Origin of the sequence: Bradyrhizobium sp. CCBAU 11430, assembly GCF_028128855.1 — a bacterium.
In the GTDB taxonomy this organism is placed as follows: Bacteria; Pseudomonadota; Alphaproteobacteria; order Rhizobiales; family Xanthobacteraceae; genus Bradyrhizobium; species Bradyrhizobium ottawaense.
The window spans coordinates 368,773-383,023 of sequence record NZ_LBJV01000007.1 but is presented as its reverse complement, the minus strand read 5'-3'; the positions used below and the strand labels follow the sequence as shown (position 1 = coordinate 383,023).

General features: G+C 64.0%; 13 protein-coding genes. 5 read left to right on the top strand and 8 right to left on the bottom strand.

Annotation, left to right across the window (positions count from 1 at the left end):
• The first annotated feature begins 71 nt into the window (after nt 1-71).
• From XI04_RS06480 to XI04_RS06460, 5 genes are all read left to right on the top strand, one after another.
• Nucleotides 72-566 (top strand): hypothetical protein, encoded by a 495-nt coding sequence (locus tag XI04_RS06480; protein ID WP_271608271.1) that lies wholly within the window; start codon nt 72-74, stop codon nt 564-566.
• A 108-nt stretch (nt 567-674) separates the two neighbouring features.
• Nucleotides 675-1,694, top strand: coding sequence for a GTP 3',8-cyclase MoaA (moaA, locus tag XI04_RS06475; RefSeq protein WP_018319985.1), 1,020 nt, complete (start codon nt 675-677; stop codon nt 1,692-1,694).
• Nucleotides 1,695-1,859: 165 nt separating this feature from the next.
• A complete protein-coding gene (locus XI04_RS06470; protein ID WP_028145301.1) occupies nt 1,860-2,441 on the top strand; it encodes a TRAP transporter small permease subunit in 582 nt (193 codons plus the stop codon).
• Between the two features lie 26 nt (nt 2,442-2,467).
• Nucleotides 2,468-4,123, top strand: coding sequence for a TRAP transporter large permease (locus XI04_RS06465; protein WP_212428867.1), 1,656 nt, complete (start codon nt 2,468-2,470; stop codon nt 4,121-4,123).
• 120 nt (nt 4,124-4,243) lie between these two features.
• Nucleotides 4,244-5,521, top strand: a complete 1,278-nt coding sequence (locus tag XI04_RS06460; RefSeq protein WP_271608272.1) for a M20/M25/M40 family metallo-hydrolase — start codon at nt 4,244-4,246, stop codon at nt 5,519-5,521.
• A gap of 358 nt (nt 5,522-5,879) precedes the next feature.
• Here the strand turns inward: XI04_RS06460 and XI04_RS06455 are convergent, their stop codons facing one another.
• The 8 genes from XI04_RS06455 to XI04_RS06420 all read right to left on the bottom strand — a co-directional run bounded on the left by XI04_RS06455 (nt 5,880) and on the right by XI04_RS06420 (nt 14,089).
• Entirely contained in the window at nt 5,880-7,298 is a 1,419-nt protein-coding gene (locus XI04_RS06455; RefSeq protein ID WP_271608273.1) for a sensor histidine kinase, read from the bottom strand.
• 1 nt (nt 7,299) lies between these two features.
• Entirely contained in the window at nt 7,300-7,974 is a 675-nt protein-coding gene (locus XI04_RS06450) for a response regulator (protein ID WP_018319980.1), read from the bottom strand.
• Between the two features lie 276 nt (nt 7,975-8,250).
• Nucleotides 8,251-8,814, bottom strand: coding sequence for a MarR family winged helix-turn-helix transcriptional regulator (locus XI04_RS06445; protein ID WP_152103128.1), 564 nt, complete (start codon nt 8,812-8,814; stop codon nt 8,251-8,253).
• Between the two features lie 490 nt (nt 8,815-9,304).
• Nucleotides 9,305-9,655, bottom strand: a complete 351-nt coding sequence (locus XI04_RS06440) for a YunG family protein (protein ID WP_095425856.1) — start codon at nt 9,653-9,655, stop codon at nt 9,305-9,307.
• A gap of 163 nt (nt 9,656-9,818) precedes the next feature.
• Nucleotides 9,819-10,907: a TRAP transporter substrate-binding protein gene (locus tag XI04_RS06435; RefSeq protein ID WP_028145308.1), complete on the bottom strand. Its 1,089-nt coding sequence runs from the start codon at nt 10,905-10,907 to the stop codon at nt 9,819-9,821.
• A 169-nt stretch (nt 10,908-11,076) separates the two neighbouring features.
• On the bottom strand, nt 11,077-12,165 hold the full coding sequence (locus XI04_RS06430) for a TRAP transporter substrate-binding protein (protein WP_028145309.1): 1,089 nt from the start codon (nt 12,163-12,165) through the stop codon (nt 11,077-11,079).
• A 220-nt stretch (nt 12,166-12,385) separates the two neighbouring features.
• On the bottom strand, nt 12,386-13,522 hold the full coding sequence (locus XI04_RS06425; RefSeq protein WP_028145310.1) for an Mrp/NBP35 family ATP-binding protein: 1,137 nt from the start codon (nt 13,520-13,522) through the stop codon (nt 12,386-12,388).
• Nucleotides 13,523-13,651: 129 nt separating this feature from the next.
• Nucleotides 13,652-14,089 (bottom strand): VOC family protein, encoded by a 438-nt coding sequence (locus tag XI04_RS06420; protein WP_038971002.1) that lies wholly within the window; start codon nt 14,087-14,089, stop codon nt 13,652-13,654.
• Between the last annotated feature and the right edge of the window lie 162 nt (nt 14,090-14,251).

The following is a 14,251-nucleotide window of genomic DNA, read 5'->3' as shown; positions in this document are numbered from 1 at the left end:
TCCCCCAGACGACGCTCCTAAAGTCCGCGCGGGGTTATGTGGCGGTTCGTCGCAGTTGAAGTGGATGGGTCATGCGTCATGTCATCGCGGTTGCGTTAGCCGGAGCGAGTCTATTGGGAGCGACAAGTCTTGGGGGCTGCTCCTCGATGTCCTGGGACGTGTTCAAATCGGCCCCGCCGACCGTCCAGGTCCGAATCGAATCCAACCCGCCAGGTGCCGACGCCACCACCTCGCTCGGGCCGGGCTGCAAGACACCCTGCTCCGTCTCGGTTCCCGCACCCGAGGCCCCGTTTACGGTCGCTTTCGCGCTGCCCAAGTACCAGCCGGCGAGTGTCCCGGTGAACGTGATCAAGAATCCCGGGGATTTCACCACCCCGGCCTCGGTGGCCACCGACCCGAATCCGGTGGTTGCGGAACTCCAGCCGGCCACCCCGCCGAAACCGATCCGCAAGCCGCACCGGCCCAGGAAGCCCAAACCGGCCGCCGCGGCGCCTGCTGCGGCACCGACTGAGGCCGCAACGGCCGCGGGCTCACCGTTCCCCGATCCGAACGCCGGCAGGCGCTGATCTACGTATACCACCCGATTGTCCTCGTCGCGTCCGATGCTTAGATTGGGTGCCGAGCACCGCCGAAGCCAAGGTGCGCCCGTCGCCGTCAGTGACAAGGCCTCTCGCATGAACGGATCCGCCGCGCTGTCCACCCCGATGACCGATCCGTTCGGGCGGACCATCAGCTATTTGCGCGTTTCGGTCACCGACCGCTGCGACCTCCGCTGCTTTTACTGCATGTCGGAAGACATGACGTTCCTGCCCAAGGCGAACCTGTTGACGCTGGAGGAGCTCGACCGGCTCTGCTCGGCCTTCATCGCCAAGGGCGTCAAGAAGCTGCGGCTCACCGGTGGCGAGCCGCTGGTCCGGCGCAACGTGATGACGCTGGTCCGTTCGCTGTCGCGGCATCTGTCGAGCGGCGCCCTGAACGAGCTGACGCTGACCACCAACGGCACCCAGCTTGCGAAACACGCAAGCGAGCTCGCCGATTGTGGCGTGCGCCGCATCAACGTCTCGCTCGATACGCTCGATCCCAAGAAATTTCGCGAGATCACCCGCTGGGGCGAGATCGACAAGGTGCTGGAAGGCATCGAGGCCGCGCGCGCCGCAGGACTTGCCGTGAAGATCAACGCGGTGGCACTGAAGAACCTCAACGAGGACGAGCTTCCCGACCTGATGCGCTGGGCCCACGGCAAGGGCATGGGCCTGACGCTGATCGAGGTCATGCCGATGGGCGAGATCGGCTCGGGCCGCATCGACCAGTATCTGCCGCTCTCGCTGGTGCGCGCGCGCCTCGCCCAGCAATTCACGCTGACGGATTTGGCGGAGAGCACCGGAGGTCCGGCCCGCTATGTCAGCGTCACCGAGACCGGCGGCAAGCTCGGCTTCATCACGCCGATGACGCATAATTTCTGTGAATCATGCAACCGGGTTCGCATTACCTGTACGGGAACGCTGCACACCTGCCTCGGCCACGAGGATGCCTCCGATTTGCGCAAACCTCTGCGTGCATCCGATGACGACATGCTGCTTGCGGATGCGATCGACCGCGCCATCGGCTTGAAACCCAAGGGCCACGATTTCATCATCGACCGCCGCCACGACCGTCCCAGCGTCTCCAGGCACATGAGCGTCACCGGCGGCTGACACCATCGGCTGCGGCCTTATTCCCCTTAACTCTCAACAAACTTCCAATTGACGTGCGGCATGGCCGCTGGTTTGGTGCGACAGCCTCATGCCTGCGCGGCGAGACAAGCCACGCGCCCGCTTCGGCAGTCAAGACGGCCGGGGCACGATCGGGAGGATCCGTCGTTGCAAGCGCTCCTGAAGCTGAGCCGAGGAATCGACGCGTTCACACGCTGGACGGGCAAACGCCTGGCGTGGCTGATCGTGGCCGCCGTCATCATCTCCGCGGTCAATGCGATCGTCCGCAAGACGTTCGACACGTCATCCAATTCATGGCTCGAGCTGCAATGGGTGCTGTTCAGCATCGTGTTCCTGCTGTGCTCGCCGTGGACGCTGCTCGACAACGAGCACATCCGCATCGACATCGTGAACAACGCGCTGCCGAAGCCGGTCCGCAACCTGATCGACGTGATCGGTCACCTGTTCTTCCTCATTCCGCTCTGCATCGTCATGATCATCACGGGCGTGCCGTTCTTCCAGCGCTCGTTCGAGATCAACGAGCAGTCCGGCAATGCCGGCGGTCTGCCGCAATGGCCCGCCAAATCCCTGATCATGATCGGATTCGCTTTCCTGCTCGTTCAAGGCATCTCCGAGCTGATCAAGCGCATCGCGGTCATGCGCGGGTTGATCCCGGACCCGCATGAATCCCAGGTGTCGGCGCTCGAGGCGGAAGTCGAGCATCTCGTCGGAGCGATCGAGAAGAAATAGCCGTTGGCGACGGTTTAGGGGAAGTCATGACCGCATTCATCATCGCCAATATGGCGCCCATCATGTTCGCGTCGCTGGTCGTCATGCTGCTGCTGGGCTATCCCGCGGCATTCTCGCTCGGCGCCGTCGGCCTGTTCTACGCCATCATCGGCGTCGAGCTCGGCCAATTCCACCCGGACTTCCTCCAGGCCCTTCCCGAGCGCGTCTACGGGGTGATGAACAACGACACGCTGCTCGCCATCCCGTTCTTCACCTTCATGGGACTGGTGCTGGAGCGGTCAGGCATGGCCGAGGACCTGCTCGACACCATCGGCCAATTGTTCGGAACCATCCGCGGCGGCCTCGCCTACGCGGTGGTGTTCGTCGGCGCGCTGCTCGCCGCAACGACGGGCGTGGTCGCCGCTTCCGTGATCTCGATGGGACTGATTTCGCTGCCCATCATGCTGCGCTATGGCTACGACCGGCGCGTGGCGACGGGCATCATCGCCGCTTCGGGCACGCTCGCGCAGATCATTCCGCCCTCGCTCGTCCTGATCGTGATGGCAGACCAGCTCGGCAAGTCCGTCGGCGACATGTACGAGGGCGCCTTCATCCCGGGCCTCGTGCTCGCGGGCCTCTACGCCCTCTACGCCTTCCTCGTCAGCGTGATCTTCCCGAAGGCCGTCCCGGGCCTGCCAAAGGAGGCCATCGGCTTTCGCGAGGAGAGTGGCGATCGTGGCCTCCGCTCGCTCGGTGTGCTCTTCATCGCGAGCTGCGTGTTCGGCTGGTTCATGATGCGCCATTCGGAGACGCACGGCGCCGATTACGTCGTGCTCAGCATGTTCTACGGCATCATCTTCGCGTTCGCCGTCGCCGTGCTGAACTGGGTTATCGACAAGCTCACCGGCTTCCGTTTCCTGTCCAAGATGGCGCAGCAGACCACCTTCGTCATGGTGCCGCCGCTCTTCCTGATCTTCCTGGTGCTCGGCACGATCTTCATCGGCATCGCGACCCCGACCGAAGGCGGCGCGATGGGCGCCGCCGGCGCCCTCATCCTCGGTGCTGCGAAGCGGCGGCTGAGCTGGGACCTGATCCGGCAGGCCACGGAATCGACGGCCAAGCTGTCCGCTTTCGTCGTGTTCATCCTGGTCGGCGCCCGCGTCTTCTCGCTCACCTTCTACGGCGTCAACGGGCACGTCTGGGTCGAGCACCTGCTCACCTCGCTGCCCGGCGGCCAGGTCGGTTTCCTGATCTTCGTCAACGCGTTCGTGTTCGTGCTGGCCTTCTTCCTCGACTTCTTCGAACTGGCCTTCATCGTGATCCCGCTGCTCGGACCTGCCGCCGAGCATCTCGGCATCGACCTGATCTGGTTCGGCGTCATTCTCGGCGTCAACATGCAGACCTCGTTCATGCATCCCCCGTTCGGCTTCGCGCTGTTCTATCTCCGCTCGGTCGCCCCGAAGGAGCGCTACACCGACCGCGTCACCGGCAAGCGGATGGACCCTGTCACCACCGGCCAGATCTATTGGGGCGCGGTGCCATTCGTCGTCATCCAGATCATCATGGTCGCTCTGGTGATCGCGTTCCCGTCGATGGTCATGCACTACAAGGGCGTCCAGTCGACCATCGACCCCAGCACGATCAAGATCGAGGTGCCGCAGATCGAGTTGCCGCCGCTGGATCTCGGACCGCCGCAGAAGTAGCCGCGGACGCCCCTCACCGTCGTGCTCCGCTCAAGCGGCGCATGACGCGCGACGGCGCGCGTGACAAGCACCGGAAACGGAGGCATACCGGGCCATCCTCAATCCCATGGATGGCCGCTCATGCCCCGATCGCACCCTGCCGCATCGCTCATTGGCCCGTTGATCGCCTCACTCTGGCTGACATATGCCGCAACGACGGTGCAGGCTGAGCCGATCGCCGATGTCCACATGCTGGCGCAAAAGGAGCAGCAGCCGCTGCTCGACACGCTGCGCGATCTCGTCGCCATCGAATCCGGCAGCAAGGACATCGAAGGCCTGAACCAGATCGCCGAGCGCGTCGCAGGCCAGCTCAAACAGCTCGGCGGCACGGTGGAGATCCTGCAACCCACCGACATCTATCGCCTCGACGACACGCCCGAGAAGATCGGACCGGCCGTGCACGCCACATTCAAGGGCACAGGCAGCAAGAAGATCATGCTGATCGCCCACATGGACACAGTGTACCTGAAGGATCAACCGTTCCGCATCGACGGCGACAAGGCCTACGGCCTCGGCATCGCCGATGACAAGCAGGGCGTCGCGCTCATTCTCCATACCGTGGCGTTGCTGCAGAAGCTGGCCTTCAGGGATTACGGCACGCTCACGGTGCTCGCGAACGGCGACGAGGAGATCTCCTCCCCCGGCTGGCGCAGCACCATCACCAAATTTGCCTCTGACCAGGACGCGGTGTTCTCATTCGAAGGCGGCGGCACCGACGGCACGCTGCGCCTCGCCACCAGTGGCATCGGCTCGGCCTATCTCACCGTGCAGGGCAAGTCATCACATGCCGGCGCAAGGCCCGAGGGCGGCGTGAATGCGCTGTACGAGCTCTCGCACCAGGTGCTGCAGATGAAGGACCTGTCCAAGCCCGAGCAGGGCCTGAAGCTGAACTGGACGGTCTCCAAATCCGGCACCAACCGCAATGTGATCCCTGCCGACGCCACCGCCCAGGCCGATGCGCGCGCGCTTAAGGTGTCCGATTTCGACGAGTTGGAGAAGGCCCTCCAGGACAAGATCAAGGATCGCCTGCTGCCGGACTCCAAAGTCGATTTGAAGTTCGAGGTGCGGCGCCCGCCGTTAGAGGCCAACGAGGCCTCGCGCCGCGTGGCGGCCTACGGCAAGACGATCTATCAGGAGCTCGGAATGTCCCTCAAGGTCGACGAGAAGGCGACCGGGGGCGGCACAGACGCAGCGTTTGCCGCGCTGAAGACCAGTGGAGCCGTGGTGGAGGGCATGGGCCTGTCGGGCTTCGGTGCGCACTCCAACGACGCCGAATATGTGCAGATCAACAGCATCGTGCCGCGGTTGTATCTGGCCACACGCATGATCATGGATCTGTCCACGGGTAAACTGAAGTAGCGACGGCCTTTCTTCCTTCTCCCCTTCTTGTGCAGGGCAATCGCATATGGCAGCGATTTCGCCTGTAGCCATCCTTCGAGACGCCCGCCGTTGGCGGGCCGTCAGGATGAGGACCGGACGTTCGGCACTCGCTTCGACGAGCACCGATGCTGCTTAGCCTCATCCTGAGGAGACCGCGAAGCGGTCGTCTCGAAGGACGAGGCGCGCGCTCGGGTCTCTCAATGCGCCATATGCGATTACCCTGCCTTCTTGCGGGAGAAGGTGGCGCGAACGCGATTCGCGCCGGATGAGGGGTCTCTCTCCGCGCATTCAATTGAGAGTGAGACTAGCGGAGAGAGACCCCTCACCCGTCTCGCTGCTATCGCGGCGAGCCACCCTCTCCCACAAGGGGAGAGGGTGAAGCGGTGTTGCTGTCCGCCAGCCGAAACCGCAGCGTGAACTCGGCTCCACCCCCCGGAAGATTCTCCACCGCAATCGTCGCGGCGTGATCGTCCGCCACCGCCCGCACGATGGAAAGCCCAAGTCCCGCGCCGTCGCTGCGCCGGCGGTCGGCGCGCCAGAAGCGCTGGAAGATCAGCTCACGCTCGGCCTCCGCAATCCCCGGGCCGCTATCGCGCACGCGCACCGAACCGTCCTCGCGCACCTCGACGTCAACGGTCGTGTCTTTTGCCGTGAACTTGATGGCGTTTTCCGCCAGGTTGAACACCGCGCGCTGCAGCATCTCCGCATTGCCGTGGATCGTGACCGGCGCGTCGGTACCCCGGAGCGCAATGTCCTTGTGCTGCGCGATCGCGAACGGGGCGATCGAGGCGACCACTTCGGCGCAGACGGCGCGCAAATCCGCAGTCTCGCCGGGATCGAGCACCAGGGTGTCGAGCTCGGCGATCTCCAGAAGCTGGGCGACGAGGCGGCTCATGGTTTCGATGTCGGCATGCAGCGCATGCCGTGCCGCCCGATCGTCGAGCGTCTCGATCCGCGTGCGCAGGATCGCGAGCGGCGTGCGCAATTGATGCGCGGCATCCGCGGTGAACTGCCGCTGTACCCGAAAGCCGCCTTCGAGGCGGTCGAGCGCCTGGTTGACGGCGGTGACGAGCGGCAGGATCTCGCGCGGGATCTGCTCCGTCGGCAGGCGGATGTCGGTGCGCGCCGGACCGATATTGCTGGCCTCCTCGGAGGCCTTCCACAGCGGCGCGATCGCGCGGCGGAAGATGATGATGTCGGTGGCGAGCAGGACCAGCAGGATCGGGATGGTGATCCATCCCACGCGCCGGAAGAAATTCGACACGATGTCGTCGATGATGACGTCCCGGTGCGCGAGGTCCTCGGCAACCTGGATGCGCACCGTCTTGCCGTCGATGTCGCGGGTGACGGCGGCGCCGGAAATGCTCTCCGACGAGCGCGGTGCAGCGGTGGCGGCGGAGCGCCGATGGGAGGAGAACAACAGCCGGCCATCGGCATCGCGAATGTCGTACTGATAGCGGCCATACGCTTCCGAATAGAGACCCTTGAGACTGTCGGGCAGATTGAACGTCAGCAATCCGCCCGGCTGAACAACGATGCGCTCCGCCAGCACCTCGGCCTGGGCGCGCATGGCATCGCGATGCAGCTGGTCGATCTCGGAATTGAGCAGCCAGAACAGCACCAGCGGCAGGAAGATCGCGACCACCGCGACCGCCAGGATGTGCAGGAACACGATGCGCCAGATCAGCGATTTGAACGTCGGAGACCTGCCATAGGACCCGGCATAGGATCCGACGTTGGATCCGAGCTGGGTCACGCTATTTCTCCACGTCCATGAGATAGCCGACGCCGCGGATGGTATGGATCACGACCTTGGCGCCGTGTTCAGCGAGCTGCTTGCGCAGCCGCGAAACATAGACCTCGACCGCGTTGGAGGCGACCTCGCCGTCGAGCCCGAAGATGTGATCCTCGACGTTCTTCTTCGGCACCACCCGCCCCTGCCGGCGCAGCAAAATCTCCAGCACCGAGGTCTCGCGCGCGGAGATGATCCGCGGCTGGTCGTCGACGAAGATCTGGCGGCTCTCGGTGTCGTAGACGAGGTTGGCGAGACTGAGCGAGCGGCCGAGCAGCTGGCCCGGCCGGCGCAGGATCGCCTCCAGCCGCGCCACCAGTTCCTCCATCGCGAACGGCTTGGCGAGATAGTCGTCGGCGCCGCTGCGCAGGCCGCTGACGCGGTCCTGCAGGCCGCCGCGGGCGGTCAGCACCAGCACGGGGAGCGGTTCCATCTTGATGCGCAACTCGCGCAGCACCGACAGGCCGTCGCCGTCGGGCAGCCCGAGATCGAGGATCATCGCGGCATAGCTGACGCTGCTCACCGCCTCGCGCGCCTCGGCCGCGCTGCCGACGATGTCGCTCTGATAGCCAGCCGCCGCCAGCCCGCCAGCGACGAGGCGCGACAGCTCGGCATTGTCCTCGACGATCAGAAGGCGCATCGCATATCTGCCGGATACTCAGGTCACCGCACGCCTCGCGCGGCATCTTCGCTGTCTTCCATCATTCCGGACGCCTCGGCCAGCGAAAAAGCGTCCGGCCGAACCAGTCGTCTGTCAGGTTTGTGTAAGCCGACCAGGTGTACCCCCCAAGAGGCGCAGGCCAATCGCATTTGGAAGCGACTTCTCTATGGCCATCCTTCGAGACGCCCGCCGTTGGCGGGCCCTCGGGATGAGGACACGGTGCGCGGCAGCAATCCTCACGGGCACCAGTGCCGCCTAGCCTCGTCCCTCGAAATAGGCGCAAAGCAGGGTCGTGTCCCTTGGAGCTATGGATTTCCGGAACAGCCGGCACTTGAAGTGACGACCCTTCCCCTCTCCGCTCTCGATCAGGAACATGCACCTGCCGCAGACGTCGGCATTGTGACGGCGCTTGGCAACATCGAGCCCATCGAGGACGCGGCGAAGCGTATCGCGCAGCTGAGATCGATCGGGGAGCTCAAGTGTCACGAGCTGATCTCGAAGGACGTTAATTGGATCGCGCTCGAGGAACTTCTCGCCTTCGCTCGTGATGCAGAGCGCAATCGAGCGCTTGTCTTCTGCAGATGGCTTGCGAACCATCAACCCCTTGCTCTCGAGCACGGCGGCGATCTGCGATGCGACGCTGCGGGTCGTGCCCAGAAAGCTGGCGAGAGCCGTGGGCGTCCGCGAAAACCTGTTTGCGCGGGCGAGAAAGCGCAAGGCCATCCATTCCCGATCGCTCAGCCCCGCAAGGCTCCCTTCAAAAAGCCAGCTGTCGGCCGATTGGACCAGGAGTTGTAGAATTTCAATTGCCAGTCTCATTTGAGAAGTCCCACGGGAAACGGCGGCCCTGGCATCTCGATCAACGATCGAGAGCCGCCGTGTTCGGTGAATGCTGCATTCCCGTCGGGACTGGTTGAGTCCGGTATACCGTACCGTGAAGCGCGACCGGCGTGATGACACGCCGCAGCTTCAGCCCGATTGCCGGATTCCGATAACTCGACCGTTCCGTAAAAGGAACACCGAAAAACTACGCATCGCGTGGGCGTTGAATGACACGAAATCTCGCGCCTCCGGACGCGATGGTCTCTCCCGGCGCACCGCTGATGAGCGGCATCAAAGAAGGCCACGCTTGTCAGGTTTGTGTAAGCAATGGCGCTTCAGCATGCAGGGATGGAGAGAGCGCAGCGAAGAACCACCTTATGGATGGATCCGCTCCGAACAAACACCTTCCGCAAATCTCAACGGAGGGCAACGCATGCACATGGTCAGCTTCACACTCGCACTCGCATTCGCCTTCTGCCTGATGGCGCTAGCCTGACTTGGTATGGCTCTGCTGAAATGCTGCCCTTAGTTCGGCTAATTGATCGTTCGTTGCTCCCAGCAACGCGTCGGCCCCATCTGCAGGCAAGTCCGTATAAGCGATCGGCCGGTCGAACTGGCTCGCCGTGAAGTCGTACCTCTTGCCTTCGATCCGATTGTAAAAATGGTCGCCGGCCGGCAGTGGCGTCTTCAGCAGGTCGCCGCCGAAGAGTTCATGAACGAGCAGCGACGTGACGTTGCATTGTCCTGCGGCCGGATTGTCCGCCGTCCATTGGCTCGCGGTCGACCGCGACCACGCCTTGAGCAGCGCGCTTTGAACGGCCTCGGGATCGAAACTCATGTCACGTCCAAACGGCTGCCGACGAACCATATTCCGGATCATTGGATCCTAACATTCTGCTTTGCCCGACAAGTCAACTACTCCTGGTTTCAAAGAAGCAGGACGCACAAGAAACGCCCCGAAGCTTCCGCTCCGGGGCGTTGCATTCGGCGGCGTGACGCGATCAGCTCTGCGAGCGCCGCGCCATGAAGATGTCGTAGCCGACCTCGGCGACCTGGAACCAGGCGTAGCCGTCGCTCGTGAACTTGGCGAGGGAGTCGTGCACCTTCTTGAAATTGGCGTTGGTCGCGCCGACTTCGGCATGCAGCTCCTTGGCGGCCTTGTGGCAGGCATCCATGATCGACGGCGAGAAGGCGTGCAGCTTGGCGCCGCCCGCGAGCAGCTTCTTCAGCGCCAGCGGATTGGCGGTGTCGTAGCGCGCCATCATGTAGTTGTTGGCGTAGTGGCCGGCCTGCTCCAGCACGCTCTGGTAATATTTCGGCAGCGCGTTCCACTTGTCGAGGTTGACGAAGGCCAGCAGCATCGGCCCACCCTCCCACCAGCCGGGATAGTAGTAGTGCGGCGCGATCTTGTAGAAGCCGAGCTTTTCGTCGTCATAGGGGCCGACCCATTCGGCGGCATCGATGGTGCCCTTTTCCAGCGCGGGATAGATGTCGCCGCCGGCGAGTTGCTGCGGCACCACTCCGAGCTTCTGGAGCACGCGGCCGGCAAAGCCGCCGATGCGGAATTTCATGCCCTTGAGATCGTCGGGTGCGTTGACCTCTTTCCTGAACCAGCCGCCCATCTGGCAGCCGGTGTTGCCCGCGAGCAATGAGACGACGTTGTAGCTCTTGTAGAATTCGTTGAGCACGTCGCGCCCGCCGCCCTGCATGTACCAGGCCTGGTTGATGCGCATGTTGGGGCCGAACGGCACGGCCGAGCCGAAGGTGAAGGTCGGATCCTTGCCGAAATAATAGTAGGACGCGGTGTGGCCGATTTCGCAGGTGCCGTTCTGAACGGCGTCGAGCACCTGGAGGCCCGGCACGATCTCGCCGGCCGCGAAGATCTGGATCTGGAATTTGTTGTCGGTCGCCTCGGCGACCATCTTGCACATCATCTCGGCGCCACCAAACAGCGTGTCGAGCGATTTCGGCCAGCTCGTCGGCATGCGCCATTTGATTTCCGGCATCGACTGCGCGATCGCGGGAGCCGCGAGCGTGGCGGCGCCGGCCGCACCGAGTCCTGTGACCTTGATGAAGTCTCTTCTCTTCATGATTTCCTGCCCTGATGTACCAGTGATTGTGGGCCTTCTTGCCGAGGCTTTGCACCACCATGACGCAAGCCGCCGCCCAATTCCATCCCGATCGCACTGCGGCAAAGAAAAAGCCCGGCCTCCAATGGAGGCCGGGCTTTCCGGTCTTTGCGACTTTAGGCCTAGGCGATCAGCCGCGCGTGCGCGAGCGGATCATGAAGCTGTCGTAGGTATATTCGGCAACCTGCCACCACAGATATTCGTCGGAGCGGTAGGCCTGCATGGCGTCGATCGACTTCTTGAAGTCGGGGTTCTTGGCCGAGATCTCCGCCCACAGCTCGTTGGTCGCCTTGAGGCAGGCTTCCAGCACCTCGTTGGTGAAGGGACGAAGCTGGGTGCCGCCGGCAACCAGACGCTTCAGCGCCGCCGGGTTCTGCATGTCGTAGCGCGCCGCCATCCAGGTGTTGGCATTGGTCATCGCGTTGGTGAGGATCGCCTGGTAGTTCTTCGGCAGCGCATTCCACTTCTCCAGGTTGGCGAAGGCGTGGACGGTCGGACCGCCTTCCCAGAAGCCCGGATAGTAGTAGTACTTGGCGACCTTGGCGAAGCCGAGTTTCTCGTCATCGTAGGGGCCGACCCACTCGGCGGCGTCGATGGTGCCCTTTTCGAGCGCCGGATAGATGTCGCCGCCGGCGAGCTGCTGCGGCACCACGCCGACCTTCTGAAGCACCTGGCCGGCGATGCCGCCGATGCGCATCTTGAGGCCGGAGAGGTCGGCAACGGTCTTGATCTCCTTGCGGAACCAGCCGCCCATCTGGGTGCCGGTGTTGCCGCAGGGGAAGCCGATCACGTTCGACTTCTTGAAGAACTCGTTGCCGAGCTCCATGCCGCCGCCCTGATACCACCAGGAGTTCTGCTGGCGCGCATTGAGACCGAACGGCACCGAGGCGTAGATCGCGAAGGTCGGGTCCTTGCCGACATAGTAGTACGAGACGGTGTGGCACATCTCGACGGTGCCGTTGGAGGTCGCATCGAGCGCCTGGAGGGCCGGGACGATTTCACCGCCCGCGAACACCTGGATCTGGAATTTGTTGTCGGTCATCTCGGCGACGTACTTCGCCACCTGCTCGGCACCGCCATAGATGGTATCGAGCGACTTCGGGAAGCTCGAAGTCAAGCGCCACTTCACCTCGGGCGAGGACTGCGCGATCGCCGGCGAGGCTACCGCGGTTGCCGCCGCGCCTGCTGCCGACACTTTCAGAAAATCACGACGCTTCATCTTCAGGTCTCTCCTTGCTGGGGCGTTTCCCCTTAACTTCTCTTCTTGCCGCCGCTCATTCCGGCGACGCGTTAGGGCCGCGTCGAACCGAAGGGGCTTGACTGCCGTGGGCCTTTACCACGGAAGCCCCGCTTGCGGAACGCGACAATGGCATGACGGGGCTCTACGAAAGTCGCATGCCCCCCAAAAGGACGAGGAAGGCGTGCCCCGGGCGGCCGGCTCAGGCCGCCGCGATGACGCCCTTGAGCTGGTCGCGGACCTGCCCTGCAATGGCGCGGTAGATCGCCGCATGAGGACCGTCCGGCTCGCTGTCGACGACGGGATTGCCGGCATCCGAGGTAGCACGAATCGCCATGTGCAGCGGGATCTCGCCGAGGAAGGGGACTTCGAGCTTCTCGGCCTCGTGCCGCGCCCCGCCATGGCCGAAAATGTCCGACCGCGTGCCGCAATGCGGGCATTGGAAGTAGCTCATGTTCTCGACGATGCCGAGCACGGGCACGTTGACCTTCTTGAACATGGCAAGCCCCCGTCGCGCGTCGATCAGGGACAGATCCTGCGGGGTCGAGACGATCACGGCGCCCTTCAGCGGCACGTTCTGCGCCAGCGTGAGCTGGGCATCGCCGGTGCCCGGCGGCATGTCGACGACCAGCACGTCGAGCTTGCCCCATTCGACGTCGCGCAGCATCTGCGTCACCGCCGACATCACCATGGGACCGCGCCAGATCATCGCGGTCTCTTCCTCGACCAGGAAGCCGATCGACATGATGGCCAGACCGAAGCGCCGAAGCGGAATCATTTTTCGCTCGTCGTTCAGCTCCGGCTTGTCGTGCAGGCCGGTCAGCCGCGGCACCGAGGGGCCGTAGATGTCGGCATCGAGCAGCCCGACCTTGAGGCCGAGGTCGCGCAGGCCCAGCGCCAGGTTCAGCGCGGTGGTCGACTTGCCGACGCCGCCCTTGCCGGAGGCGACCGCGATCACGGCGGCAACGCCGGGAATTTCCGACTGCCGCGCCATCGGCGACCCGCCGCCCTGCGGCGGCTTGTGGGCATGGACCGGTTGCACGCCGGGCGTGCCGCGGCTGGGTTGCGGGGGCGGCGGCGGCGCGGAGCCCGGCTTGCGCTCGGCGGTCAGCGCCACCATGACGGTGGTGACGCCGGGAATGGTGCGCACAGCGGCCTCGGCTTCGGCCCGGATTGGCTCCCAGGCCCTCGCCTCGGCGGCATCGACATTGATCGAGAAGAACACCTTGCCGTCGGACGCGCTGATCGCGCTCAGCACGTTGGCATTGGTGAGCGCGACCCCGCGGGGAGATTTGATCCTGGCGAGGCTGTCGAGAACCTGTTGCTGCGTCACGCTCAAAGCGCATCTCCTGAACGGAGCATGATCCGGAGCCGGAGGACGGCGCCAGCGCAAGGCGTGGCGCGGCTTTCCGGCAAGGTCATGCTCGAGACTCTAGGATGCCCCATTAGAGCGGAAACGCCCAAAAGGCTACTGCCTGCCGATATCGTCGGCCTTCTCGGCGGGCGCCGCCCCCTGCTCCCTGGCGGCCTCGTAATTCAGCTCGATCATGACCCCGTTGGGATCGTTGACGAAGATCTGCCAGAGGTCGCCGCCGGGCACCTGGCGGGACTCGAACTTCATGTCCTTGGACGCCAGCCGCCGCTTCATGCCGTCAAAGCCGCGACTGACGAAGGCGACATGATGGACAACGCCGGAATCCGGCTTTTGTGGCTCGGCGGTCGCAGAAATATCGACGAGATGCACCACCGCCTTGCCCTCGCTGTACATCCAGGCGCCGGGGAAGGCGAAATTCGGCCGGGCGCCTTTTTCCAGGCCGAGCACATCCTCGTAGAAGCGGACGGTCTCGGCCAGATTCCGGGTCCGGATGTTGAAATGATCGAGGACGCCAACGCTCACGCCGCCCATGCTTTCGCTCCCTTTTTTGAAGTCCTTAGGTCCGCCATCCTAGCACAGGGGGCCGCCAAACGAAGCCGTTGCCCTCCCGGCTTAACGGTTTATGGTGCGCCTCCGATCCGCCCTCGCGGCGGAACTTGGAGGACGCCGCCCTGGCGCCCTCGCCCGGCTGCA

Bases quoted from the DNA above. Each gene is read 5' to 3' on its own strand.
- XI04_RS06480 (WP_271608271.1), top strand. From the start codon at position 72: ATGCGTCATGTCATCGCGGTTGCGTTAGCCGGAGCGAGTCTATTGGGA.
- moaA (WP_018319985.1), top strand. From the start codon at position 675: ATGAACGGATCCGCCGCGCTGTCCACCCCGATGACCGATCCGTTCGGG.
- XI04_RS06465 (WP_212428867.1), top strand. From the start codon at position 2,468: ATGACCGCATTCATCATCGCCAATATGGCGCCCATCATGTTCGCGTCG.
- XI04_RS06460 (WP_271608272.1), top strand. From the start codon at position 4,244: ATGCCCCGATCGCACCCTGCCGCATCGCTCATTGGCCCGTTGATCGCC.
- XI04_RS06450 (WP_018319980.1), bottom strand. From the start codon at position 7,974: ATGCGCCTTCTGATCGTCGAGGACAATGCCGAGCTGTCGCGCCTCGTC.
- XI04_RS06445 (WP_152103128.1), bottom strand. From the start codon at position 8,814: ATGAGACTGGCAATTGAAATTCTACAACTCCTGGTCCAATCGGCCGAC.
- XI04_RS06440 (WP_095425856.1), bottom strand. From the start codon at position 9,655: ATGAGTTTCGATCCCGAGGCCGTTCAAAGCGCGCTGCTCAAGGCGTGG.
- XI04_RS06435 (WP_028145308.1), bottom strand. From the start codon at position 10,907: ATGAAGAGAAGAGACTTCATCAAGGTCACAGGACTCGGTGCGGCCGGC.
- XI04_RS06430 (WP_028145309.1), bottom strand. From the start codon at position 12,165: ATGAAGCGTCGTGATTTTCTGAAAGTGTCGGCAGCAGGCGCGGCGGCA.
- XI04_RS06420 (WP_038971002.1), bottom strand. From the start codon at position 14,089: ATGGGCGGCGTGAGCGTTGGCGTCCTCGATCATTTCAACATCCGGACC.